At 62.4% G+C, this 23,951-nt stretch carries 26 protein-coding genes; 14 read left to right on the plus strand and 12 right to left on the minus strand.

The genetic code is table 11. The features are described from left to right. Nucleotides 1–5: 5 nt before the first annotated feature. The gene (locus tag V6766_RS11900) at nt 6–1,781 is read right to left on the minus strand and encodes an N-acetylglutaminylglutamine amidotransferase (protein WP_448466753.1); all 1,776 of its coding nucleotides are present in this window, start codon (nt 1,779–1,781) and stop codon (nt 6–8) included. 191 nt (nt 1,782–1,972) lie between these two features. Here V6766_RS11900 and V6766_RS11905 point away from each other — a divergent pair, with 191 nt between their 5' ends. Then, nucleotides 1,973–2,455: a MarR family winged helix-turn-helix transcriptional regulator gene (locus tag V6766_RS11905; protein WP_448466656.1), complete on the plus strand. Its 483-nt coding sequence runs from the start codon at nt 1,973–1,975 to the stop codon at nt 2,453–2,455. Between the two features lie 7 nt (nt 2,456–2,462). Here the strand turns inward: V6766_RS11905 and V6766_RS11910 are convergent, their stop codons facing one another. After that, complete coding sequence (locus tag V6766_RS11910; RefSeq protein ID WP_448466658.1) at nt 2,463–2,729, minus strand: DUF7218 family protein; 267 nt, start codon at nt 2,727–2,729, stop codon at nt 2,463–2,465. A 61-nt stretch (nt 2,730–2,790) separates the two neighbouring features. Next, nucleotides 2,791–3,045 (minus strand): hypothetical protein, encoded by a 255-nt coding sequence (locus V6766_RS11915; protein WP_448466660.1) that lies wholly within the window; start codon nt 3,043–3,045, stop codon nt 2,791–2,793. A gap of 133 nt (nt 3,046–3,178) precedes the next feature. On the opposite strand from V6766_RS11915, the gene V6766_RS11920 reads away from it, so the two are divergent. Beyond that, nucleotides 3,179–3,784 (plus strand): exopolysaccharide biosynthesis protein, encoded by a 606-nt coding sequence (locus V6766_RS11920; protein ID WP_448466662.1) that lies wholly within the window; start codon nt 3,179–3,181, stop codon nt 3,782–3,784. Nucleotides 3,785–3,929: 145 nt separating this feature from the next. After that, on the plus strand, nt 3,930–5,276 hold the full coding sequence (locus V6766_RS11925) for an MATE family efflux transporter (RefSeq protein ID WP_448466664.1): 1,347 nt from the start codon (nt 3,930–3,932) through the stop codon (nt 5,274–5,276). 19 nt (nt 5,277–5,295) lie between these two features. Here V6766_RS11925 and V6766_RS11930 read toward each other — a convergent pair whose 3' ends face one another. From V6766_RS11930 to V6766_RS11940, 3 genes are read right to left on the minus strand one after another with little or no spacing between them, the layout of a single operon-like run. Then, nucleotides 5,296–6,285, minus strand: coding sequence for a membrane dipeptidase (locus V6766_RS11930; protein WP_448466666.1), 990 nt, complete (start codon nt 6,283–6,285; stop codon nt 5,296–5,298). Nucleotides 6,286–6,303: 18 nt separating this feature from the next. Beyond that, nucleotides 6,304–7,734, minus strand: coding sequence for an NAD(P)-binding domain-containing protein (locus V6766_RS11935; protein ID WP_448466668.1), 1,431 nt, complete (start codon nt 7,732–7,734; stop codon nt 6,304–6,306). 19 nt (nt 7,735–7,753) lie between these two features. After that, the gene (locus V6766_RS11940) at nt 7,754–8,719 is read right to left on the minus strand and encodes a LysR family transcriptional regulator (RefSeq protein WP_448466670.1); all 966 of its coding nucleotides are present in this window, start codon (nt 8,717–8,719) and stop codon (nt 7,754–7,756) included. 126 nt (nt 8,720–8,845) lie between these two features. Between V6766_RS11940 and V6766_RS11945 the strand changes: the two genes are divergently transcribed. The 7 genes from V6766_RS11945 to V6766_RS11975 are packed head-to-tail and all read left to right on the plus strand — an operon-like array spanning nt 8,846 to nt 14,224. Further along, nucleotides 8,846–9,856, plus strand: a complete 1,011-nt coding sequence (locus V6766_RS11945; RefSeq protein WP_448466672.1) for a TRAP transporter substrate-binding protein — start codon at nt 8,846–8,848, stop codon at nt 9,854–9,856. A 5-nt stretch (nt 9,857–9,861) separates the two neighbouring features. Beyond that, complete coding sequence (locus V6766_RS11950) at nt 9,862–10,383, plus strand: TRAP transporter small permease (RefSeq protein WP_448466674.1); 522 nt, start codon at nt 9,862–9,864, stop codon at nt 10,381–10,383. Then, nucleotides 10,380–11,669, plus strand: coding sequence for a TRAP transporter large permease (locus V6766_RS11955; protein WP_448466676.1), 1,290 nt, complete (start codon nt 10,380–10,382; stop codon nt 11,667–11,669). The genes V6766_RS11950 and V6766_RS11955 overlap by 4 nt, the downstream gene beginning before the upstream one ends. Further along, entirely contained in the window at nt 11,666–12,154 is a 489-nt protein-coding gene (locus tag V6766_RS11960) for a hypothetical protein (RefSeq protein ID WP_448466678.1), read from the plus strand. The genes V6766_RS11955 and V6766_RS11960 overlap by 4 nt, the downstream gene beginning before the upstream one ends. Beyond that, a complete protein-coding gene (locus V6766_RS11965) occupies nt 12,151–12,738 on the plus strand; it encodes a peroxidase-related enzyme (protein ID WP_448466680.1) in 588 nt (195 codons plus the stop codon). The genes V6766_RS11960 and V6766_RS11965 overlap by 4 nt, the downstream gene beginning before the upstream one ends. Next, entirely contained in the window at nt 12,735–13,109 is a 375-nt protein-coding gene (locus tag V6766_RS11970; RefSeq protein ID WP_448466682.1) for a Rid family detoxifying hydrolase, read from the plus strand. The genes V6766_RS11965 and V6766_RS11970 overlap by 4 nt, the downstream gene beginning before the upstream one ends. Further along, nucleotides 13,106–14,224 (plus strand): PLP-dependent cysteine synthase family protein, encoded by a 1,119-nt coding sequence (locus V6766_RS11975; RefSeq protein WP_448466684.1) that lies wholly within the window; start codon nt 13,106–13,108, stop codon nt 14,222–14,224. Before V6766_RS11970 ends, V6766_RS11975 begins: the two co-directional genes overlap by 4 nt. A 140-nt stretch (nt 14,225–14,364) precedes the next feature. On the opposite strand, the gene V6766_RS11980 is transcribed toward V6766_RS11975, so the two are convergent. Beyond that, nucleotides 14,365–14,823 carry a pyridoxamine 5'-phosphate oxidase family protein gene (locus V6766_RS11980; protein ID WP_448466686.1) on the minus strand — a complete coding sequence of 153 codons (459 nt, stop codon included), beginning with the start codon at nt 14,821–14,823 and terminating at the stop codon, nt 14,365–14,367. 176 nt (nt 14,824–14,999) lie between these two features. On the opposite strand from V6766_RS11980, the gene V6766_RS11985 reads away from it, so the two are divergent. From V6766_RS11985 to V6766_RS12000, 4 genes are all read left to right on the plus strand, one after another. Beyond that, nucleotides 15,000–15,872 (plus strand): LysR family transcriptional regulator, encoded by an 873-nt coding sequence (locus V6766_RS11985; protein ID WP_448466688.1) that lies wholly within the window; start codon nt 15,000–15,002, stop codon nt 15,870–15,872. Nucleotides 15,873–16,147: 275 nt separating this feature from the next. After that, entirely contained in the window at nt 16,148–17,125 is a 978-nt protein-coding gene (locus tag V6766_RS11990; protein WP_448466690.1) for a DUF1852 domain-containing protein, read from the plus strand. A gap of 29 nt (nt 17,126–17,154) precedes the next feature. Then, nucleotides 17,155–18,183 carry a methionine synthase gene (locus V6766_RS11995; RefSeq protein WP_448466692.1) on the plus strand — a complete coding sequence of 343 codons (1,029 nt, stop codon included), beginning with the start codon at nt 17,155–17,157 and terminating at the stop codon, nt 18,181–18,183. A gap of 342 nt (nt 18,184–18,525) precedes the next feature. Beyond that, complete coding sequence (locus tag V6766_RS12000) at nt 18,526–19,110, plus strand: HXXEE domain-containing protein (protein WP_448466694.1); 585 nt, start codon at nt 18,526–18,528, stop codon at nt 19,108–19,110. A 163-nt stretch (nt 19,111–19,273) separates the two neighbouring features. On the opposite strand, the gene V6766_RS12005 is transcribed toward V6766_RS12000, so the two are convergent. The 5 genes from V6766_RS12005 to V6766_RS12025 all read right to left on the minus strand — a co-directional run bounded on the left by V6766_RS12005 (nt 19,274) and on the right by V6766_RS12025 (nt 23,943). Further along, the gene (locus V6766_RS12005) at nt 19,274–20,188 is read right to left on the minus strand and encodes an N-acetylglucosamine kinase (RefSeq protein ID WP_448466696.1); all 915 of its coding nucleotides are present in this window, start codon (nt 20,186–20,188) and stop codon (nt 19,274–19,276) included. 4 nt (nt 20,189–20,192) lie between these two features. Further along, the gene (locus tag V6766_RS12010; protein WP_448466698.1) at nt 20,193–20,864 is read right to left on the minus strand and encodes an N-acetylmannosamine-6-phosphate 2-epimerase; all 672 of its coding nucleotides are present in this window, start codon (nt 20,862–20,864) and stop codon (nt 20,193–20,195) included. Next, nucleotides 20,861–21,718: a carbohydrate ABC transporter permease gene (locus V6766_RS12015; RefSeq protein ID WP_448466700.1), complete on the minus strand. Its 858-nt coding sequence runs from the start codon at nt 21,716–21,718 to the stop codon at nt 20,861–20,863. The genes V6766_RS12010 and V6766_RS12015 overlap by 4 nt, the downstream gene beginning before the upstream one ends. Beyond that, complete coding sequence (locus V6766_RS12020) at nt 21,715–22,635, minus strand: carbohydrate ABC transporter permease (RefSeq protein ID WP_448466702.1); 921 nt, start codon at nt 22,633–22,635, stop codon at nt 21,715–21,717. Before V6766_RS12020 ends, V6766_RS12015 begins: the two co-directional genes overlap by 4 nt. Nucleotides 22,636–22,701: 66 nt before the next feature. Next, nucleotides 22,702–23,943: an extracellular solute-binding protein gene (locus tag V6766_RS12025; RefSeq protein WP_448466704.1), complete on the minus strand. Its 1,242-nt coding sequence runs from the start codon at nt 23,941–23,943 to the stop codon at nt 22,702–22,704. Nucleotides 23,944–23,951 lie beyond the last annotated feature (8 nt).

Below are 23,951 nucleotides of genomic sequence, written 5' to 3' on the forward strand. Positions count from 1 at the left end.
TTTCCTCAGATGTCGTGCGACTGCAGCCACATTTCCAGAAGCGCGACCTGCCACAATTCCGACCCGCGCAGCGGCGTGATGTGGCCGATCGGATCGAGGAACAGGTCGTCCAGATAGCTTTTCCTGAACAGCCCGCGCTCGCTGGAGACCTGGCTGGTGAGCACGTCGCGCACCATATCCAGATACTCGCCCGAGATGTATTTGAGCTGGGGCACCGGGAAATAACCCTTCTTGCGGTCGATCACCTCGTGGGGAACAACCAGCCTTGCCGCGTCTTTCAGCACGCCCTTGCCGCCGTCATTGAGCTTGAACTCCGGCGGGATCGTGGCCGCGAGCTCAGCGAGCTCATGGTCGAGGAAGGGCACGCGCGCCTCCAGACCCCAGGCCATCGTCATATTGTCCACCCGCTTGACCGGGTCGTCAACCAGCATGACCTGGCTGTCGAGCCTGAGCGCCCGGTCGACAGGGCCCTCGGCACCGGCCGCCATCAGATGGCTTTCGACGAAGGCGCGGCTCACATCCTCCTCGGCCAGCCATTCGGCCGAGAGGTGGCGCGAGAGCTTGGCATGGTCGCGGTCGAAGAAGCCCTTGGCGTAATCGCCGACGACATCGTTGGAGTTTTCCAGCGGCGGATACCAGTGATAGCCGGCGAAAATCTCGTCCGCGCCCTGGCCCGACTGGACCACTTTGATGTGCTTGGAGACCTCGCGCGACAGCAGGAAGAAGCCGATATTGTCGTAGGAGACCATCGGCTCCGACATCGCGTTGATCGTGTCCGGCAGCGCGCTCATCAGTTCGGAAGACGGCACGAAAATCTTGTGATGATCGGTCCCGAAGCGTTCGGCGATCAGGTCGGAATAGGTGAATTCGTCGCCCTTTTCGCCGTTTGCCTCCTCGAAGCCGATCGAGAAGGTCATCAGGTCCTTCTGGCCTTCTTCTGCCAAAAGACCGGTGATGATCGAGGAATCGACGCCGCCCGACAGCAGCACGCCGACGGGCACGTCGGAGACCATGCGGCGCTTGACGGCGGTGCGAAGCGCATCGAGCACCCGGTCGCGCCATTCCTCGCGGGTGAGCTTGGCCGTCGCCGCGTCACGCTCATGCTTGGGCGACCAGTAGCGGATATCCTCATAGGAGCCGTCCGGCTCGAAGCAGCGGGTGGTGGCCGGCGGCAGCTTGCGCACGCCCTTGACGATGGTGTGCGGCGGCGGCACCACGGCGTGGAACGACATATAGTGATGCAGCGCCACCGGATCGACGGTCTTGTCGATGCCGCCGCCCTTCAACAGCGCCGGCAGGGTGGAGGCGAAGCGGATATTGCGGCCGCTTGTGGCATAATAGAATGGCTTGATGCCGAACCGGTCGCGCGCGATCATCGCCTTGCCGCTGTCGCGTTCGACGATGGCGAAGGCGAACATGCCGTGAAACCGCTTCACGCAATCGCGGCCCCAGGCGTGATAGGCCTTCATGATCACTTCGGTATCGCCGGTGGAGAAGAAGCGGTAGCCCGTGTCCTCCAGTTCGCGCCGGAGTTCCGGATAATTATAGATGCAGCCGTTGAACACGATGGTCAGACCGAGCTCGGGATCGGTCATTGGCTGGGCGGCCTTTTCGGAAAGGTCGATGATCTTCAGGCGGCGGTGACCGAAAGCGAAACGGCCCTGGGCGAAGATGCCGCTGCCGTCCGGCCCGCGTGGCGCGAGCGCCGCGGTAATGCGGGCCACGGCCTCGGAATCTGCAAGGGTTCCATCGAATCTGATCTCTCCGGCAATACCACACATGGTCTGGTCGGTCGCTCCTATCAACTGGCTGCCCGACTCAGCCGGGCGCATAAGGCAAAACGCCGGCGCGGACACCGCGCGGCGCAGACTGTTTTTCATGGCGCGGGCGCAAAGCCCGCATCTCGGGTTCGGTTTTAGTTACAACAGAAATCATTTGAGTTCAAATGATTTCTGTTGTAACTACTTCCCCGATGATGGACAACAAACCTGATACAACGGTCAACAATGCCGATGCGGTGATGAAGGCGATCCGCCGGATCGCCCATGCGATCGATATCCGCTCGAAACGGATCGGCCGCGAAACGGGGCTAACGATTCCGCAGATCGTTGTGCTGAAGGCGGTAAGCGACCAGGGCGCGCTGACAACGGCGGCAATTTCCAAGCAGGCGGACCTCAGCCCTGCCACCACCGTCACCATTCTCGACAAGCTCGAGGCAAAGGGGTTGATCACCCGTATCCGCTCCACCAGCGACCGTCGCACCGTGCAGGCCAAACTGACCGAGGCGGGCGCGCACACGCTTGAGGCGGCACCATCGCTGTTCGCCGACGGGTTTGCCGCCGACTTCGCCACTTTCACCGGCAAAGAGCAGGCCGACATCGTCACCGCCTTCAAGATGGTGGCTGACCTTCTGGATCGCAAAGACGCGAAGAACCCCGAGGACATGGCGCGCTAACCCCGTCTCAGTGGTTTCGAAGCGCCTTGATCAGGTCTTTCTTGCTCATCTTCGATCGGCCCTCGATGCCGATCTCGCGGGCGCGATCATAAAGATCGTCGCGCGTCCACTCCTCATAGGGCTGCGCCTCGCCGCCCTTCTTGGAGGGCTTCATGCTGTCATTGGCCTTGGCATTGGCAATGCGCGCGGCCTTTTCCTTCGAGGCTCCGTCTCGACGCAAAGCCTCATAGGTATCTTCGTCTTTGACCCTGGATCCATTTTTCGCGGCTGCCATATCATCACTCTCCATTCGAACTGTTCACGGAACGACGGAGGGCGGCTTTTGGTTCCGGCCGCTACTGGTTGGCGCGCGCTTCCGCGCCGTCGATGATCGTGCGGATCGTTTCGGCAACCCGGTATTGGAAGGCAAAGGCCTCGTCCGGCTCGAAGCCCGGATCCTCCTCCTGACCCTTGACAGTCAGCAGCCCGTCAAGCGCGCGGCGGAAAACCGAATAGTCCTTGCCTTCCGCAAGCGCCGCGGCCAGCGCGATCAGCACCTCCTGATGCGCCGCCATCTGCGCTTCCAACCGTTCCAAACGTTGTTCCGACATGGTTTCCTCGCTTTGTTGTGTTGGAAAGAAGAGGTACACAGCGCGCAGCGAATTGCAATGCCGATCGCCGCCGCGGAACCAAGCGCCGGAAACGGCGTTTCGCTGACATCGCCCATTTGCTAAGGAGCCTTGCTTGACGGCCGCATCCGAATCCGAAGGCGAGTTTCACTCGCTGACGGAGATTGTCGAACGCACAATGGAAGAGGCAGGGGACGGCCACGTTTCGGTGGACCGGCTCATGGTCTCCTTCGGCCATGCCTCGTTCGTGCCGCTTCTGATCCTTCCGGCGCTGGTGCTGATCACGCCGCTCAGCGGCGTGCCGGGGCTTTCGACGCTGTGCGGCCTGATCATCATGATGATCGCCGCCCAGCAGCTTGTCGGCCACAGCCAGATCTGGCTCCCCGGCTGGATCCGCAAAAGGCAGATCGCCTCCGACAGGTTTCGACCAGCTATGAAGAAGGTTCTTCCGCTGACGCGCATGATCGACAGGGCCGCGCGCGAACGCCTGACCTTCCTGTTCAAGCGCCCTTTCAAGTGGCTGCTGCCGCTGGCCTGCGTGATCTTCGGCGCGATCATGCCGCTGATGGAGTTCATCCCGTTCTCCTCCTCCCTCATCGGCGTCGCCGTGACCTTGATCGCCTTCTCGATCCTCACCCGCGACGGCATCTTCGCCCTGCTGGCCCTTGTGCCGCTGGGAGCCGTGGCCTGGGGCGTGACGAGCGTGCTGTCGTCGCTTTGAATATCCAGCAAGTTCGCATTGGCGCTGCCTGACGCCGCCAGGGAGAGGCCCGCGCTCTTGACGCGCTCAACTATCTCGCCCTAATCCAAGAACTCGTCTTTCGCGCCGGTCGAGCCGGCGACCTATGTTTCAGGGACAGCTTATCGTGGAGAATACCGCCGGTCGGGTTTCGCGCCCCTTTCAGGTTACGCACCGGCAGGTTTTCACGATCGCGCTGCCGATGATGATCGCGCATTTTTCAACGCCGCTGGTGAGCCTTGCGGCGACCGGGGTCGTCGGCCAGTTGCGCGACGAGGTGCTGATCGGCGGCGTCGCGCTGGCCGCCGTCATCTTCGATGTGCTGTTCACCACATTCAACTTCCTGCGCGGCGCGACGACCGGCTTCACGGCGCAGGCCGTCGGCGCGGGCGACCCTCGCCAGGAACAGCGCATGCTGCTCGGCGGCATCCTGATCGCGCTTTCCGCGGGCCTGCTCATTCTCCTGCTGCACGTGCCGATCGGCCATCTGGGGCTGGTCGCGCTCGATGCCGACGGGCCGGTGGGAGAAGCGGCCTGGACCTATTATGCCTGGCGGGTGTGGTCGGCGCCGTTCGCGCTGTTCAATTTCGTGGTCTTCGGCTGGGTGATCGGCCGGGGCGAGGCGATGACGGCGCTGCTGCTGCAGGTGGTGCTGAACGCGCTGAACCTGTTTCTGGCCTTCGCCTTCGTTTTGTGGCTCGGTTATGGGCTCGCGGGCGCGGGAGCCGCGAGCCTGATCGCCGAGGGTCTGACAGCCGTGATTGGCGCGATCCTGATCCTGAGACGCACCGACCGAAAGCTTTGGGAATGGCCCGACCTTTCAGCGCTCAAGCGGATGTTCTCGGTCAACCGCGACATGATGATCCGCTCGTTCGCGCTTCTGATCGGGCTTTCCTTCTTCACCCGCCAGTCGGGCGTGCTCGGCACGGATATCCTGGCCGCCAATACCGTGCTGTTGCGCTATTATTTCCTCGGCGTCGCCTTCCTCGACGGTTTCGCCACCGCCGCCGAACAGCTCGCCGGCCGCGCGGTTGGCGCCTTCTACCGCCCGGCCTTCGATCGCGTCATCAAGCTCACCACGCTCTGGGGCGCGGCGATGGCGCTGGCGGTATCGGCAGTCTTCTTCCTCACCGGCCCCATGGTCGTGGCCCTGATCGCGCCGATCCCCGAGACGCAGGCGCTCGCCCACACCTACCTGCCCTACGCGGCGATCATGCCCCTCGTCGGCGTGATCGCGTTTCAGATGGACGGCGTGTTCATCGGCGCCACATGGTCGCGCGAGATGCGCACGCTGATGCTGGCGTCGCTGGCCTTCTACTTCGCGGCTTGGGCGGTGCTCCAGCCGCTGTTCGGCAATCACGGCCTCTGGATCGCGATGCTGCTGTTCCAGGGCGCGCGCTCGGTCTTCTTCCGGCTGACGCTGCCGAAACTGGCGGACCGGACCTTTTCCAGCTCCGGCCCGCAATGCCTCTGAAACCGGCTTTATCGTGCGATCACCCCCAGACCGCGCCGAAGAGCCGCATCCAGTTGCCGCCAAGGATTTTCTCGATGCGGGTCTGCGACCAGCCGCGGCGCTGCATTTCCGCGGTGAGGTTCGGGAATTCGTCGTTGCGGCGGATGCCTTCGGGCTTGGTGATCTTGGCCGAGCCGAACTCGGTCAGCGTGCGGCCGGTGCCCTTGTCCTTGTTGGCCCACAAAAGCCATGGACCCGGACGCGGGCGGTTGTGGTTGAAGTCGGTTCCGATCGCGACATGGTCCTCGCCGACGAGGTCCATCGTGTATTCCATCGCGTCGATGACATCGGCAACCGTCGCGTCATTGCCTTTGGCAAGGCCGGGCGAAAACAGCGAGGTGCCGATGACGCCACCCTTTTCGGCGCAGGCCTTGAATACCTCGTCCGGCTTGTTGCGCGGCACATCCTTCAGCCCGCGCGGCAGGCAGTGGGTAATGGCGACCGGTTTTTGCGAATAGGAGATCGTATCGAGCGAGGTCTGGATGCCGACATGGGACAGGTCGATCAGAATGCCGCATCGTGCCATTTCGTCCACGGCCTCGCGGCCGAAGCCGGTCAGGCCGCTGTCCTTTTCCTCCAGATAGCCGGCGCCGAAAAGCGTCTGGGTATTGTAGGTCAACTGCATGATGTTGACGCCGAGGTCCTTGAAGATGCCGAAATAGTCCAGCCGATCCTCGACCGGCGAGGTGTTCTGCCAGCCGAAGATGATGCCGACCTTGCCCGTCGCCTTGGCGCGGCGGATATCGTCCAGCGTCCTGACAGGCATGGCGATATCGGCGTTTTCGGCAAGCTTCTGCTTCCACATGATCACATATTCGATCCCGCCGCGGAAATTCTCCCAAAGCACGGAAGACGCGCTGATGGCGGTCACGCCGCCCGCCTGGGCCTCCAGCAGGATTTCGCGGTTGAAATCCGAGCATTGCAGCGCGTCGATGACGATCGAGGAGGCGTGGATATAGGGTTCGTTCATGGCAGGTTTTCCTAAAATTCAGGCGCTGACGGCGAGGTCGCTTGGAAGCCATTCCTCGCCGGTCATGTCGGGGCGGTCATAGTCACGGAACCGGGCAAGATGGACGTCGGCATCCTCGGCCATGAAGGAGCGCACCAGACCGGACGCCAGCCGGCGCGCGCCCTCGCTCGAGGCCGGTATGCCGGAGGTCACCTTGCCGTGGCTGGGGACCGAGGGATAGGCAAAGCAGGTAAGCTTCGAAAGCGCGGAGCATGCGCCTTCGCGATTTTCGAGAAAGGAGAAATCGGGCGCGAGATAGGGATGGGCGGCGAGGCCGGGGTTTTCCGCCGCCTTCTCCGTGCCCATCACATCGCCCCATGTGCGGATATGGGGGGCGAAGGCGGCAAGCTCCGGCCGTTCGCCAAGATCGATGCCGAAGCCGGTAGCGAAGATCGCGACATCGGCCTCAAGCGCGCCCTTCGGCGTGACGACGCGGATGCCGTTCGCGGTTTCCTCTACCCCGGTCACCGGCGCGCCGACATGGAGGAAGGCATTGTCGTGGCGGGCGACGCGCTCGACCGAGTGTTTCGGCGGCGGCACGGGAAAGCGGTCGCCCTCGTTCATGATCTCCCATTTGATGGCATCGGGCAGGCCGAGATAGCCCGATGTCGTGCCGCGCGAGCCGGTGCCCGTGAACTTGTCGATGACGGGAATGGCGGGCCGGCGCACCAGCAGATCAAGTCGGGCGCAGCCCTCTTCCAGCGCGGTCGCAGCATTGTCCATGGCCGAGGCGCCGGCGCCCACGACGACGACGCGCTTGCCCTTCAGCGTTTTGGCGTCGAACACGTCGGCGGAATGATAGACCTTGCCCTTGGGGATATCGCGCGCAACGGCGGGAAGGCGCGGCGCGCCCATGGCGTCGAGCCCGGTCGCGATCACCACACGGCGGGCCAGCACCGTTCCTTTGGCCGTCGTCAGGCGAAGCAGGTTGCCCTCGGGCTCGATCCCTTCGACATCGCAGTCGTTGACGATATCGGCCTCGGTCACCCGCGAAAACCAGTTCATGTAGTCCATCCATAGGGTGCGCGGCGCAAGCTCCATCCGCGCCCAGGCGTCTTCGCCCCACTGCGCTTCGAACCAGGCGCGGAAGGTAAGCGCGGGAATGCCCATGGCGGGCCCGGCGGCTTCCTTGACGGTGCGGAGCGTTTCCATGCGCGCATAGGTGACCCAGGGCCCCTCCCGACCCTTCGGAGCGCGGTCGAACAGGCGGACTTTGAAAATGCCTTCCATGCTGAGGGCCAAATTGGCCGCGAGGCCGCAGAGCCCCGCGCCGATGACCGCCACATCCAGAACCTCAGCGCCGTCCGGTCGCTCGGTCGCCGGCATCCACGCCTTGGGCGGCAGGTTCAAGAGGGTGCGTTGGCGTTCAAGTTCGGCTTCCAGGGCCGCAAGGCCAGAAGGGTGGGTCATGGGGTTTAAGTTCCTTGCATTACAGACTGGACCGTTCCAGCGTCCGCACGTCCGCGGGATCGTGGAACACGCAGTCCGGGATGGTCGTCTTGCAGGCAGCCTCGAAGCCTGCCGCAAAAGACAGAAGCTCGCCGGGAAGTACACGGCCGGCGGCGCTGAACAGCCCCCAGATATAGGGCAGGCTGACCGAAAGCGGCCGGATCGCAACGCCCTTTACGGGAATGCCGAAGGCCGTGACCGGGTCGATGATGGCGATGCCGAGCCCGGCGCGCGCCGCCATCATGGCATTGAGCGACGAATTGGTGACGATCTCGCCGGCAGGCGTGATGTTTTCGCGCGCCAGCGCGCCATTGATTTTGCCGCGAATGCGATAGGCATTGCCGACGGTCAAGAGACGCGCGGCCGCAAGGCTTTCGAGGGCAAGCGGGCCGTCCACATCGAAGGGGCCGCCTTCGGCAATGGCGGCGACCAGCCGGGATTCGCAGACCACCTTGGCCTCGAGCGTGGCATGTTCCAGCGGCAGGGCGGAAATGCCGAAATCCGCGGTGCGGCTGGTGACCGCGCGCGCCACATGCTCGGCGTTCATGGTCTCGATATTGACCACGCCCGGCAGGTCCTCGCCCATGCGCGCCAGCGTGGGGCTCAAGAGCCCGCCGGCCATGGTCGGCGTGGCGGCGACATCGATGGCCGCGATCCGTCCGTCGCGAATGGCGGCGGCGCGTTCGCGGATCTGATGCAGGCCCGACATCAGCCGTTGCACCTCGCCATAGAACTGCAGGCCGCGCTCGGTCGGCGATATGCGCGGTCCGTTGCGATGAAACAGGGGAAAACCGACGGACTCTTCGAGTTCCTTGATCTGGCGTGTTACGGCAGGCTGGCCAATGCCCAGCTCACGGGCAGCCGCCGTCATCGAGCCGCAGGCCATGGCGGCCTGAAAGGCTTCGAGCGCTTTCACATCGGAAATTTTATCATTCGATATTGACATATTGAGCTCATCATTATCCATATAGAAGATATTGGCAAGTGCAGATTCAGCCATTCATGCGCCACGGGCCGCGCGCCGCGATGGCGAGACCGGAAAACGGAACGATAAGAACAGAGGAATAGCAGCATGTCTTTGATAACACGCATCGCGGGCGCCGCGACGATTGCGATCGGAACCATCGCCCTGACACAACCCGCTTCGGCAGCCGATGTCTGGCGCCTGAGCTCGATGATGACGCCCGACAGTTTCGAGGGCAAAGCCTATCAGAAATTCGCCGACCTGGTGTCGGAATACACCGATGGCGAGATCGAGGTGAAGATCTATCCCAACGAGCAGATCGGCTCGATGGATTCCGTCATCGAGCAGCTCAGCCAGGGGATCATCCAGCTTGCGCCGTCGAGCCTGTCCTTCATGTCGCGCTGGGAGGACAGCATCCGCTATGCCTCCGCGCCCTTCCTGTTCGACAATTACGATCAGTGGTCGTCTTTCATCGACGGCGACCTGTTCCAGTCCTGGCTCGGCGAAGTCGAGGAAAAGGCCAATATCACCGTGCTCGGCAGCATTCCGGAAATGCCGCGCGGCACGTTCCGCACGCTTCTTTCGACCAAGCCGGTCAACTCCGTTGACGATATCAAGGGCCTGAAGATGCGCCAGTTCCAGGATCAACTCGTGATCGACGCCTGGACCTATCTCGGCGCGGAAGTGCGGGTTCTGCCCTGGGGCGAAGTCTATGACGGCATCAATCGCGGCATCGTCGACGCCGTGACCTCGCCGGCGGAGCTGATCGAATCCACCCGCTTCTATGAGGTTGCGCCCAACATCATCCGCACCGACGAATACCCGCAGGCGGTTGCCTGGATGATGAACGCCAAGGCCTGGGACAAGCTGACGCCGGAGCAGCAGGACGCCCTTGAGCGCGCCCACAGCGAAGCATCCGCCTATGCCCGCGAGTTGCTCGAAGAACAGGCGGCGACGCTGAAGAGCGACCTGGAAGCCAAGGATGGCGTCACCGTCAACTTTGACTTCGACACCACGCAGTTCAGCGACAAAATGGCAGCCTTCTATCAGCAGCGCGCCGAAAACGGTGAACTGCCCGAAGGCCTGCTGGACGCCGTTCAGGCCGCGAAGCAAGAGTAAGCCCGATGCGCGCGCTTGACGGCATTCTTGACGCCATTGCCAGCCTCTTCAAGGGGCTGGCGACACTCTGTCTCGCCGTCATGGTGGCGCTGAACCTCTTCAACGTCGCCTTCCGGGCGGTGTTCGATCATGCCTTCGGCTGGATATTCTCGTGGACGCTGCTGTTGTTCATCTGGATGCTGCTGCTCGGCTTCTTCGTCTATATGCGCAACCGCCGCGACGTGGTCGTCGATATCTTCATGTCGCGCCTGCCGCCGGTCGGCCGGCGGGTCGGCGGGATGTTCGCCTGCTTCGTCGGCATGGCCGTGATGGCGGCGATCTTACGCGGCGCGCCGGCGCTGATCTCGCTTCAGCGCGCGCCGATGGATGGCACCGGCCTGCCGATCTGGACCCAGTCGCTGCCGCTGTTCGTCTCCGCCGCGCTGGTGTTCGCGCATTTCTTGCTGTCCTTCATCGAGATCGCCACCGGCCGCAGCGAAGCGTTCCCGCGCGACATAGAGCCGGTCGAAAAAGGAGCCGTCGAATGATCCTCGGCCTCATCGTCATCGGCGGTTTCGTGCTGTTGATGCTTATCGGCGTGCCGGTGACCGTCGCCATCGGCGCCGGCGCGATCGTCGGGCTCTATTGGGCCGGGTTCGGCGATATGGGCATCGTCGTCCCCCAGCAGATTCTCGATGGCGCGGCAAAGCCGGCGCTGCTCGCAATCCCGTTCTTCGTGCTGGCCGGCAATCTGATGAACACGATTGGATTGACCGATCGCATCTTCAATTTCTGCCTCGCGCTGATCGGCCATTTCCGCGCGGGTCTCGCCTATGTCAACGTCGTCGCCTCGCTTCTGTTCGCAGGCGTCTCGGGCGCTGCGACGGCGGATATTGCCGGCCTCGGTCAGCTTGAGGTCAAGGCGATGCGCGAGCGCGGCTATTCGCCCCAATTCTCGGCAGCCCTCACGGTTGCGACCTCGCTTGTCGGGCCGATCGTACCGCCCTCGATCAGCCTGATCGTCTATGCCTGGCTTGCCAACCAGTCGGTGGCCCGGCTGTTTCTCGCCGGCATCATCCCCGGCATCCTCGTCGCGATTTCCTTCATCCTTTATATCCGCGTCGTTTCGATCTGGACGCCGATGCCGCGCGAGAAACGCGCCAGCATGCGCGATATCCGCCGCGCCACGCTCGAAGGACTGCCGGCGTTGATCGCGCCCGCCATCATCCTGAGCGCCATCATCTTCGGCTTTGCCACCGCCACGGAGGCCGGCGTGATCGCCTGCGGCTATTCGCTGCTGATCGGCCTGTTCTATCGCACGGTGACATGGAAGGGCGTGCGCGACGCGCTCACCGAAAGCGCGGTGCTTTCCTCGCTGATCATGATGATCATCGGCGTCTCGCAGATCATGGGCTGGCTGTTTGCCTTCGAGCAGGTGCCGCAGGCCTTTGCCTCCGGCATTCTGGAGGCGATCAGCCAACCCTGGGTGTTCATGGCCTTCACGATCGTGCTGCTGGTTATCATCGGTTGTTTCATGGAGGCGACGCCGGCCAAGATCATTCTCCTGCCACTGCTGCTGCCGGCCGCCGATGCCTTCGGCATCGACCGGGTGCAGTTCGGCATGGTGATCACCCTTGCCCTGCTTTTAGGCATCGCCACGCCGCCGCTCGGCGTCGGGCTTTACCTGATGTCGGCCGTTTCGGGCGTCCGCTTCGAAAAGCTGGCGATCTCTATCCTGCCATTGCTGATCCCGCCGATCGTCGTGCTGATCCTGCTCGCATCCGTGCCGGAAATCACGCTCTGGCTCCCCAATCTCATCATGGGACCGCAATGACCATACACCATGCCCGGCCCGACGCGCTGGACCGCGCCGGCGGCCTTGCCGAAGACGGCGCCGTCTTTGACCTTCGCGCGCTTCGCCCCGAATTCCTCAATGGCGCGGAAGAGTGCCGCGTGGCCGTTCTCACCCCCGAAAACGATCTCGGCCTGTCTCCGGCGCTGCGCGCTGCGATCGCCCGCCGGGTGGCGCTGACGGCCGAGAATGAAAAGCTGCTCGCCGAATATCCCGTGCCGGAAGATGAGACCCTGGCCACGCTTTCGCGCGGGGAGATGCCGGAAGAGAGCCGCCTTGCCGCCATCGCCGTTCATGCCGACATGATTGCCGCCAGGCCGGGCGCAAGCTCGCGCGAAAGCCTTGATGCCTTACTTGAGGCCGGATTGACCGTGCCGCAGGTGATCGCGCTTTCCGAACTTCTGGCCTTTGCCTGCTTTCAGATCAGGGTCGCCCACGGCCTTCATCTTCTGGAGACGACCGCATGAGCGCTCTGGGTTCCATCCGCATCAAGCCGCTCACCTGGCATCCGCATCTGCCGCCGGTCGAGATCGAGGACGCCACGCCCGAGCAGCTCGAGGCGATGAAGGTGACGCCCTCGGCAAAGAAAGTCTCGCCCTATGTGCGCACGCTCGCGCATGATCCGGAAAGCTATGTGGCGCGCACCACGCTGTTCAACGCGATCATGTATGCCGAGGGCGGGCTGCCCCGCGCCGACCGCGAACTCGGGGCGCTGGCCGCATCCCAGGTCAATGGCTGCCGCTACTGTGCCAATGTCCACGCGCGTCAGCATATTCGCCTCTCCGGCAGCTCCGCCGTGATCGCCGCGCTGTGGACCGAAAACCGCGCGGCGCTGTCGGCCCGCGACGCCGCGATCGTCGCATTCGCCGAGGCGCTGACGGCGACTCCGCCCAGCGCCGACAAAAGCCATATCACGGCGCTGAAGGCCGCAGGGCTCGAACCTTTCGAGATCATCGACCTCATTCATGCTATTGCAATCTTTGGCTGGGCCAACCGGCTGATGCATCCGCTCGGCCATTCGGACAATGAAGAAAAGAGAACGTCGCCATGAAAGCCATCGCCACCGACAAGGCGCCCGCCGCTATCGGCCCCTACAGCCAGGCCGTGCGCCATGGCGATCTTTTGTTCGTATCCGGCCAGCTTCCGATTGATCCGGAAACCGGCGCGTTCGTGGAAGGCGGCGCGGTGGAGCAGATGCGGCAATGCCTGAAGAATATCGCGGCGATCGCCGCGGAAGCCGGCGCTGACCTTTCGAAAGCGATCAAGACCACCGTGCTTCTGACCGATCTATCCGGCTTCGCCGACGTCAATGAAGAATACGGCAAGGCCTTTGCCGAGCCGTTCCCGGCGCGCGCCTGCTATGAAGTCTCGGCCCTACCCAAGGGGGCGATGGTGGAAGTCGAGGCGGTGATCGCGCTATGAGCGGCGACGCCCTTCTGACCGACGGTCTGGACATCGCGCTGCCGGCCTGCGCCGAGCGCGCCTGGGCGCGCCGCGCCATCGGGCTGTTGCAGGGCGACGCCCGCCGCTCCGCCGATACCCATCTGATCAAGCCGGTCTTTCCCGGCCTCACAGGGCTTTCGGTCTATCTGAAGGATGAAAGCACGCACCCGACCGGCAGCCTGAAGCATCGCCTCGCCCGCTCGCTGGTGCTTTACGGTATCTGTAACGGCCATATCCGCGAGGGCACCACGCTGGTCGAGGCGTCGTCGGGCTCGACGGCGGTTTCGGAGGCCTATTTCGCCCGTATCCTGCATCTGCCGTTCATCGCGGTGATGCCGCGCACGACGTCACGCCAGAAGATCGAGGCGATCGAGCGCTTCGGCGGCCATTGCCATCTGGTGGAGCGTTCCGGCGAGGTTTACGACGCCGCGCAGCGGATCGCCAACGAAACCGGCGGCCACTATCTCGATCAGTTCACCTTCGCCGAGCGCGCCACCGACTGGCGCGGCAACAACAATATCGCCGAGAGCATTTTCGCGCAGATGGAGAACGAGGAGCATCCCACCCCCGAATGGGTGGTGATGAGCGCGGGCACCGGCGGCACCTCGGCCACGATCGGCCGCTATATCCGCTACCGCAACCTGCCGACGCGGCTCTGCGTCGTCGATGTCGAGAACTCGGTGTTCTACGACAGCTATGTCAGCGGCGACCGCACCGTCAGCCGCGATGACGGCTCCCGTATCGAGGGTATCGGCAGGCCGCGCGTGGAGCCGTCCTTTCTGCCGACGGTCATCGATCACATGATCCGGGTTCCCGACGCCGCATCGCTTGCCGCCATGCACGTGCTCTCGAAGCGCATCTTTCGCCAGGTCGGCGGCTCGACCGGCACCAATTTCTTCGGCCTTTGCCGCATCGCGGCGCAGATGATGCACGAACAGCGCGAAGGCTCGCTCGTCACCCTGATCTGCGACAGCGGCGCGCGCTATGCCGATACCTATTACAACCCCGACTGGCTGAAGGAAAACGGCCTCGACATCGCGCCCTATGTCGATCAGCTCGAGCGGTTTCTCGACACCGGCCGGCTGCAGGCCTGACCGGCCCCCGACTATCGGGCTTCATCCGCGTTGCACTGCATTATCCCGGCGACGAGGCTCGGCTCGCCCCAAACGTCGCCGCCGCGCGTCCGATAGGACGCCCGGCGGATAAAACAATTCCCGGTACGAAGCGGAAGACGTCAAAACCGGACCTCGAAGTGATCGCCCATATCGGGCTTCTCGTCGGTAACCTTGGCCTTGGCGACCTGGATCGCAAATCCGATCGAGCCTTTTGTGGCCCAGACTTCCGCGAAGTCCGGATCAAACCGGATCAACCGGATATCGGGATCATCAATGCCTTCGAACCAGCTGGAAGCCACCGGATTCCAGAGCTCCTCGAGCTTTTCCCGATCCTGGACCAGTTCGGACTTGCCTTCCACGCGGGCGTGCATCTCGCCATTGCCCGTGACGATAAGCGAACTTTCGGTCTCGCCGGCCTCGATCGCCTTCACCAGATCAGTGCCCTTCGCGGTGATAAACCAGATCACCCCTTCCTTCTCATTGGGATAAGGCGACATCGGCACATGGCGGGCGGAACCAACGCCCAGCATCGCCGCGCGAACATCGTCCATTTCTTTCCAGAATTCCGATTTTGACATTGTTTTCTCCTTTGCAGGGATAAACGTCCTCCGCCTGAAAAGGTTGCCTGCCGATTTTGGGAAAGAGACCCGCGCGCGACCGCTTTAAGTGCGGGCCGCTTTTCGGCGAGCAGCCCCGCTTCCATTTCCACCCGAAGCGTTCTAGACCATGGAAACATGACAGGGATTCATGCTCCATGATCGATATCCAGCCCCTCGCCATCCTGCGCGAGATTGACCGGACGGGCAGTCTGACCCAGGCGGCCGAGCAGTTGAACCTGACCCAATCGGCCGTCAGCCACGCAATCCGCCGTTTCGAGGACCGCTACGGCGTCAAGCTGTGGGAGCGCGAGGGGCACAAGCTGCGGCTGACGCTGGCCGGAGACTATCTTCTCGGTCTTGCGCAGCGGGTGCTGCCGCAACTGGAACATGGCGCGACGGTGATCGAGGATTATGCGCGCGGGCGGCGCGGGGCGATCCGGGTGGGGATGGAGTGCCATCCCTGCCAGGACTGGCTGATGCGGGTGGTGGATCCGTTTCTGGCGGAATGGCCGGATGTCGAGCTGGATGTGACCACCGCCTTCCAGTTCGGCGGTCTCGCAGCCCTTCTGAGCCACGAGATCGACATACTCGTCACCCCCGACCCGATCGAACGCGCGGGCCTCGAATACAGTCCTGTGTTTGATTACGAACTGGTTCTGGCGGTGGCCGAGAATCATCCCCTTGCGCAAAAACAACGGATCGAGCCGGAGGACCTGGCAGGCGAAACCCTGATCACCTATCCGGTCTCGCGCGAACGGCTCGATATCTTTACCCGCTTTCTCGTGCCCGCCCATGCCCTGCCGCGCCGCCACCGCACGGTGGAGACCACCGACCTGATGCTGCGGCTGGTGGCCTCCGGCCGCGCCGTCAGCGCCACGCCCGACTGGCTTCTGCGCGGAGCCAGGGGCGTGAAGGGGGTGCGGATTGGCGAAGGGATCGCCAAATCCATCCATCTCGGCCACCGCAAGGGCGAGCGCCCCGACTATCTGGATGGCTTCATGGCGCTGGCCGAGACCGTTCAGATCTGAGCCATCGCTGGAGGGCGGGCGACGTCCGGTCGTTTGTCGCGCCCAGGCGGCGAGCGGCTATCGTTGCACGGCGGCTCCAAACCGTATTGCCGCAACATGACGTCGCGTCATGCTTTTCTGAAAAATTATCATTTTTTATCATGGAAAAACTCGGGCATACAACATGCATTGCCTGAGCCGTCGTCTCATGAAGACTGCCGACAGGGCAGGCTCAAAAAGGCCTCGAAAACGCAATCAATGCCCGCGCGCGCTTTCTCGGAAGCCAGGATACTACCATGACCAATGACCTCACCTTCACGATCAAGTCCATTCGTTTCGACGAAAACTACAAACCGTCCGACGGAACGCGGACGACCACCAATTTCGCGAACCTGGCGCGCGGTGAGCGCCGGCAGGAGAACCTGCGAAACGCGTTGCGCATGATCAACAATCGCTGCAACGATCTTGCGCATTGGGACAATCCGGAGAGCGACCGCTACGCTGTCGAGCTCGACATCATTTCCGCCGAACTGGAGATTGGCGGCAATGGACAGACTTTCCCGGCCATAGAAGTGCTGAAGACGACGATCCTCGATCGCAGGACCGGCGCGCGGATCGAAGGCATCGTGGGGAACAACTTCTCCTCCTATGTGCGCGACTATGATTTCAGCATCCGGCTACCCGAGCATAACAGGGACCGGGCGGGTTTCAGCGTGCCGGAGGATTTCGGCGAGTTGCACGGAAAGCTCTTCCAGTTCTTCGTGAATTCGCAGGCGTACAAGGCGCATTTCCGCAAGCCGCCGGTCATTTGCCTCAGTGTCTCGGAGAACAAGATTTATCACCGCACCGCAAACCGGCACCCCGTCCTGGGTGTTGAATACGAGGCCAACGAGCCGTCGCTGACCGAGCAGTATTTCCGCAAGATGGGTTTGCAGGTGCGCTATTTCATGCCGCCTGAATGCGCAGCACCCCTGGCCTTCTATTTCTTCGGAGATCTGCTCAACGACTACACCAATCTGGAACTGATCGGCACCATCGCAACGATGGAGACGTTCCAGCGGATCTACCGGCCGGAGATCTACAACGCGAACTCGGTTGCGGGCCAATGCTACAAACCGAACCTGAAGCAGAGCGACCACTCGCTCACACGCATCGTCTATGACCGGGAGGAGCGGACCCGGCTCGCCATCGAGCAAGGCAGGTTCGCGGAAGAGCACTTCATCAAGCCCCACGCTTCCCTTCTGGGCCGATTGTCCGCTCAACACGCCCTTTGACCAATCCAGGTATCCGAAAGGCCTCGACCATGAACAAACTCCTCCCCACCTCGACCGCCGGCAGCCTGCCCAAGCCCGCATGGATTGCCGAGCCGGAAAAGCTCTGGTCCCCCTGGAAGCTCAAGGGTGATGAACTCGCCGAGGGCAAACGTGATGCGCTACGGCTGACGCTGGCCGAGCAGCAGTGCGCCGGCATCGATATCGTCAGCGATGGCGAACAGACCCGCCAGCACTTCGTCACGACCTTCATCGAGCATCTCGATGGCGTCGATTTCGAGAAGCGCGAGACGGTGAGGATCCGCAATCGCTATGATGCCAGCGTTCCGACCGTCGTTGGCGCCGTCTCGCGCGAGAAGCCGGTCTTCGTCGAGGATGCGAAATTCCTGCGCAGCCTGACCGACGGTCCGATCAAATGGGCGCTGCCCGGCCCGATGACCATGATCGATACGCTTTATGACGCTCATTATCAGAGCCGTGAAAAGCTCGCCTGGGAGTTCGCCAAAATTCTCAATCAGGAAGCCCGCGAGCTGGAGGCGGCCGGCGTGGACATCATCCAGTTCGACGAGCCTGCCTTCAATGTGTTTTTTGAAGAGGTGAATGACTGGGGCATCGCCACGCTGGAAAGGGCGATCGAAGGGCTGAAATGCGAGACGGCGGTTCACATCTGCTATGGCTATGGCATCAAGGCCAACACCGACTGGAAGAAGACGCTGGGCTCTGAATGGCGTCAATATGAGGAGACTTTCCCGAAGCTTCAGGCCTCCAGTATCGACCTGGTCTCGCTGGAATGCCACAACTCGCATGTGCCGATGGAGCTGATCGAGCTCATCCGCGGCAAGAAGGTGATGGTTGGCGCCATCGACGTGGCAACAGACACAATCGAAACGCCGGAAGAGGTCGCCACGACCCTGCGCAAGGCGCTCCGGTTCGTTGATGCCGACAAGCTTTACCCCTGCACCAATTGCGGCATGACGCCGCTTGCGCGCGCGGTTGCCCGCGGCAAGCTTGAAGCCCTTTCGGCAGGCGCGGAAATCATCCGGCGGGAACTCTCTGCCTGAAGGCTTTCGGAAGCGCTCCAGAAAGGCGTCCTTGGGCCGCTCCCTCCAGTCCCGCGATGCGATCCAAGCCCCGGACAACCACGATGATGTCGAACGCATCGCGAGGGGAGGCGAAGGCGGCTGCATATCCCCAACAAGACGGAGCGGTCGCAAAAAACCGCACCAGAAGCCTGAGCCGGCTGGAATCGTTCCGAACCGTCAAACCGAGAAAAAGTTCGCCGCCCTGCGCCCCAGCGACCGGCGGCGGGCTTGCGATCATGGCAAACTTGCATTCATCGCGGTATTCATGCACCGTCACAGTGCGCGACTTGTGTTTTCCGACAGGCAATGGGGATGTTCGCGATGGTGGATTGGCTGGCCAGGCGCTGGGTTTCTTCGGCGCTGTTCATGGCATGCGGCTTCGTGGCCCTGGCACCTGCAATTGCCCTCGCCTTTTCCGGTTTTGTGGTGCTGCTCTACCTGCACCTGCCCGCCTATATGTTTCATCAGGTGGAGGAGCATACCGGCGACCGGTTCCGCCGCTTCGCGAACGCTCGAATGTTCGGCGGCAGAAACGTGCTGCGGCCGGTCGACGTCATCGTGGTCAACCTGCCGGTCGTCTGGGGCGTGAACTTGTTCGCGTTCTATGCCGCACTGTTGCTGTCGCCGGGCGCCAGCCTCGTCGCGCCCTATCTCCTCTTGGTCAATGCGATGTTGCATATCGTGACCACGCTGCGGCTGCGATGCTACAATCCCGGCCTCGTCACCGCGATCGTGCTGTTCCTGCCGCTGAGCATCGCCACCCTTGTGAGCGCGAGCGCTACGCCGGACATCACGATCCTCGATCACGCAATCGGCCTTGCCGCCGCGCTCGCCATCCATCTCGCCATCATGGCGCAATCCGGCTGGCGCTACCGCCATGGGGCGGGCGCGATCGAGAACCGGTAACGTGGCGTCGGGTCGATTGTCGCATCCTTGAAACCGCAAACGGCGGCTTCCGCTTCAAAAGACAACCCGACCCATCAGACCAAAACGACGATGGCGAAAACGAGAAATCTGGCCAGTACCGCGGGTCGCAAACATGCCCGGGAGGCAGTTTCGGCAGTCGAATTCAGGCGGAAGGTCCTGAAGATGCAGGGTTAAAAAAGGAAAGGGCGAGCCGGGCGGCGCCCTCCGCCTGATCGAGGACGGGAAAGCGCGCCTCGCCGGCAAGCCTCTGACGGATCGTCTCGGCGATGACGGGGTGCAGCTTCAGCACGCCGCCGACAAAGGCGACGGGGTGGTTGCCGTTGCGGGCAATCAGGATGTTGCCGAGGCGGGCGAGTTCAGCGCCGGCCTCACGCAGAATAGCGTTTGCGCATGCATCGCCGGCCTCCGCGGCATCGGCAACAGAGCGCGCGAGCGCGCCGATGCGACCCCGGTCGCCGGCATAGATATAGGCCCGCATATCCGACCAGTCGTCAGAGCCGAGGGCGGCATAAAGCGCATCGGCGAGCAGGTGCATATCGCCCGGCGCGCCCTCCTCGTCGAGCCGGCGGTAGAGCGCGCGCACGCCGGCAAGGCCGATCCAGCCGCCGGAGCCCGCATCGTCGATCAGGATGCCGCGCCCGCCAATGCGAAAGAGCCTGCCCTCGCTGTCGAGGTGAACGGCAATCGACCCCGTTCCGGCGGAAACGAGGTGGCCTTCTCCAAGCGCAAACAGGCTGCGGTAGGCAAGCTCGATATCGTCGGAAATGAAAATCTTCGCCCGCGTCAGCTTCAGTGCGGCAATCAGCATGTCTTCGATTTCGCTGCGCGCGCGCGGGCCATACCCGGTGAGGCCGAAGACGGCCGCGTCAACCGGCTTGGTGATCTGCGCGGCAATCGCGGCGATGCTTTCCTCAAGCGTCGCGCGGGATTCGGCGTTGAAGGTGTGGCCGGTGGCGCCGGCCGCCGCGCCGCGCTGAATGATCGTGCCCGCCTGATCGCAAAGGACAAACCGCGACGCCGTTCCGCCGATATCGCCGCCGAGGAAATAGCTGTCCATGGCCTCAGCCCTCGATCTGCCTGACAAAACCGCGAGTGATCTCGCGCGGATTGGTAATCGCCGTGCCGACAACGACGGCATAAGCGCCGCAATCCAGCGCGCGGCGCGCGCGTTCGGGCGTCGAGAACCGGCCCTCCGCCACCACCGGCGTTTTGATGCGGGCGACCAGCGCCTCGATCAGGGCGTAGTCCGGCAGGTCGTCGGTGCGGGCCGTATAATCCGTATAGCCGGAAAGCGTCGTCGCCACATAGGTTGCACCCATGTCAGCGGCGGCCGCCCCTTCGTCGGACGTTGCGATATCGCAAAAGGCCTCAAGGCCAAGCGCTTCGGTAATGTGGCGGATCAGCCTTGCCGGTTCGTCGCCCCGGCGCGGGCGCGGCGTGGCGTCAATGCCGATAATATCGGCTCCGGCCTCGGCAAGCGCATCGCAGGCTTCAAGCGTCGGCGTAATGTAAACCGGAACATCATCTGAAAACTGCTTGTCGATGCCTATAACGGGAAGGCCTGCCGCCTTTACGGCCCGCACGTCTGCAATGCCGTTCGCGCGGATGGCGGATGCCCCGCCGTCACGCGCCGCGAGCGCCATCGCGCCCATGAAATGCGCGCCGTGGAGCGGGTTGTCCGCGCGGGCCTGGCAGGAAACCACCAGCCCGCCTTTCTTCAGCTTCAGCGTCACTTGATCGCGCCCGAGGTCATGCCGTTGATGAACTGGCGGGACAGGATGATGTAGAGCAGCGTGATGGGGGCTGCGGCGAAGGTCAGCCCGGCAAACAGAACGCCCCAATTGGTGGTGTATTCCCCCATGAAGCTGGTCAGCCCCTGCGGCAGGGTTTTCAGAAGATCGTTCTGGATGAAGATCAGCGGGAAGAAGAAATCGTTCCAGATCGGCACGAGGTTGTGAATTGCGGCAATCACCATGGCGGGCCGCGCCAGCGGCAGCATGACCGACCACATGATCCGCGCTTCCGAAGCGCCGTCCATGCGCGCGGCATCTTCCAGCTCGCCGGGCAGCGAGCGAATGAACCCGGTCATGATGAACACGGTCGATGGCAGGCCCATGGCGATATAGATGAGGATCAGCGATAGCTGGCTGTCGAGCAGGCCCATCTTGCGCATCAGCACGAAAAGCGGGATGACGGCGAGCTTCAGCGGCAGGGTCAGACCGGCCAGGAAGAACAGCAGCAGAAAGCTTGAGCCCTTGAAATTATAGCGCCCCAGCGCATAGGCCGCCATCGACCCCAGCACCAGAATGGCAAGAATGGACGAGCCGGTGATCAGCAGCGAGTTAAAGAAATAGCGGACGAAATGGGTCTCGGTCCAGATCGCCTCGAAATTCGACAGATCGGTGAAATCGGGGATCGCAAAGGGCTGTCGGAAAATCGCCATTGACGGCTTGAAGGCCGAAAACACCATGATCACGATCGGCGCGATCATGATGAAGGTATTGGCGATCAGCAGGATCTGCAGCAATCCATCGCGCCCGAATGTGCGCATCAGGCCGGAGCGGTCGGTATAGGTCGTATCGCTCAAAGCTCAATCTCCCGGCGGCGCAGGTAAAGCGTCATGGCGGTGGCAAAGACGGTGATAAAGATGAAGACGAGCGCTGCCAGCGCCGAGCCATGGCCGAAGTCCGAGCTTCCGGCGCCGGGATTGCCGAAGGCGAGGCGGTAGAAATAAAGCGCCAGCACATCGGTATTACCGAAGGGCGAGCCGCTCATGCCCTCCATCACATAGGGCAGTTCGAACCAGTTGAACGACCCGATGAATTGCAGCACGAACACGATGGTTGCCGCCGGCGCCACCAGCGGCCAGATGATTTTCCGTATTTTCACCCACTCGCTTTCGGTCTCCATGCGCACGGCATCGTAGATTTCGCTGGGAATGCGCTGCATGGCGGCCAGGAAAATCAGTGTCGGAAAGCCGACCCAGTGCCATGCATTGACCAGAATGAGCGAGGCAAGCGCAGTATCGGACTGGCCGAGCCATGGCTGCGCCAAGCCTGCAAGGCCGACCGCTTTCAGCGTCTGGTTGACGATGCCGAACAGCGGATTGAGGAACAGTTTCCACAAATAGCCGACAATCACGGTCGACAGCACAACCGGCAGAAACACGGCAATGCGATGGAACCGGGCCAGCGGAAACTCGCGCCACAGCGCATAGGCGAGAATGAACGCGGCGCCGTTTTGCACCACCATCAGGGTTACAAAGACGATGACATTGTTGATGAAGGCGTTTTGAACCGTTGATTTATACGGCTCGGTAAACAGCACATCGTAGAAATTCTGGAAGCCGACAAACTCGCCCCGCGCCATGCCGTTCCAGTGATAGAAGGCGTAGGCCAGCGCCGAAACGATCGGGTAGGCGACAAAGAGCAGCATCACCGCAAGAGCGGGCAGGATCAGACAGGTGATCCAAAGGCCACGTGGCGTCGGCATCAGGCGGTTCATTGCATTCGCTTCCGTCTTGATCAGAGCGAGCCGGCCCCAAAAGGCCGGCTCCCAAACGTCGAGAAATCAGTTGTTCTGGAAGGGCTCGTAATATTTCGACAGGCCCTCGGTAACGGTGGCACCGACCTCTTCAGGCGTTGCCTCGCCGGCCATCATCTTCTGAACATTTTCCTGAACCAGCGTCGAGCCCGAAGGCTGATCGAAGCGGAAATTCACCAGCATCATGTAAGGCATCGAGGTCTTGTTCAGTTCGGCAACGGCCTCAAGGTTCGGGTTGTCGAAGGTGACGCCCGGGATCGGCGAGATGTTGGAGAGCTCGTTGGCAAAGGCCTGGCCGAATTCCTTGGAGGCGAGGAAGTTCAGGAACTTCAGCACCGCATCCTTGTGCTCGGTGGCCGCATTGCCGGCATAGCCGCCGTCATAGAACACGGCGACAAGGCCTTCATCGCCCTCGTTGACCACGGGTGCGGGAATGGCGCCGATATTGATATCGGGGTTCATGCCCTTCATGGCGGCGATCTCATAGGAGCCGCCGACGAACATGCCGGCCATGCCCGTCGCAAACAACTGCTGCGAAGAGGCGTAATCCAGCCCGATGAAGCCATCGGGGAAATACTGGCTCATATCCTTAATGCGGGTCAGCGCATCGACGAAGCGCGGATCGGTGAAATCGGCATCGCCGCTCATCACGTCCTCGTAAAAGGCCTTGCCCATGGTCGACGAACCGAGGCCGAAGGTGATGACTTCGTTCTGCCATGCGTCCGCCGTGCCATTGGCAAAGGCGTAGAGACCGGCTTCCTGAAGCGCTTCGGCGGCCGCTTTCATATCGTCCCAGGTCTTCGGCGGCTCGAGACCAAGCTCGCTGAACACATCCTTGTTGTAGAGCACCATCATCGTTTGCGAGGCGAAGGGAATGGCGTAGATAGTGTTGTCCGCGCGCAGGGTTTCCGCCTTCAGCGCGTCGGCCGGGAAATCCTTCAGCGCCGGCACGTTTTCTTCCGAAAGCGGCATGAGATAACCGCCGGATGCCACGCTCTCGAAGGAGCCGTAGGCGCGCACCATCATCGCGTCGGGACCGGCCTCGCCCGCAAGCGCGGTCGACAGGATGGTGCCGTAATTGACGGCTTCGATCATTCTGAGATTGACATTGATATCGGGGTTTTCCGCCTCGAAGGTCTCGATGAATTCTTCATATTGCGGCACGTCCTCCACGCGCCAGCCCCAGAAGGAAATGTCTTCGGCGAAGGCCGGCGCGGCCATGCCGGCGACGGCCGTGGCCACCAGAAAAGTCTTGGCAAAGGGTGTCATCAGATTGC

This window comes from Martelella sp. AMO21009 (genome assembly GCF_053484295.1).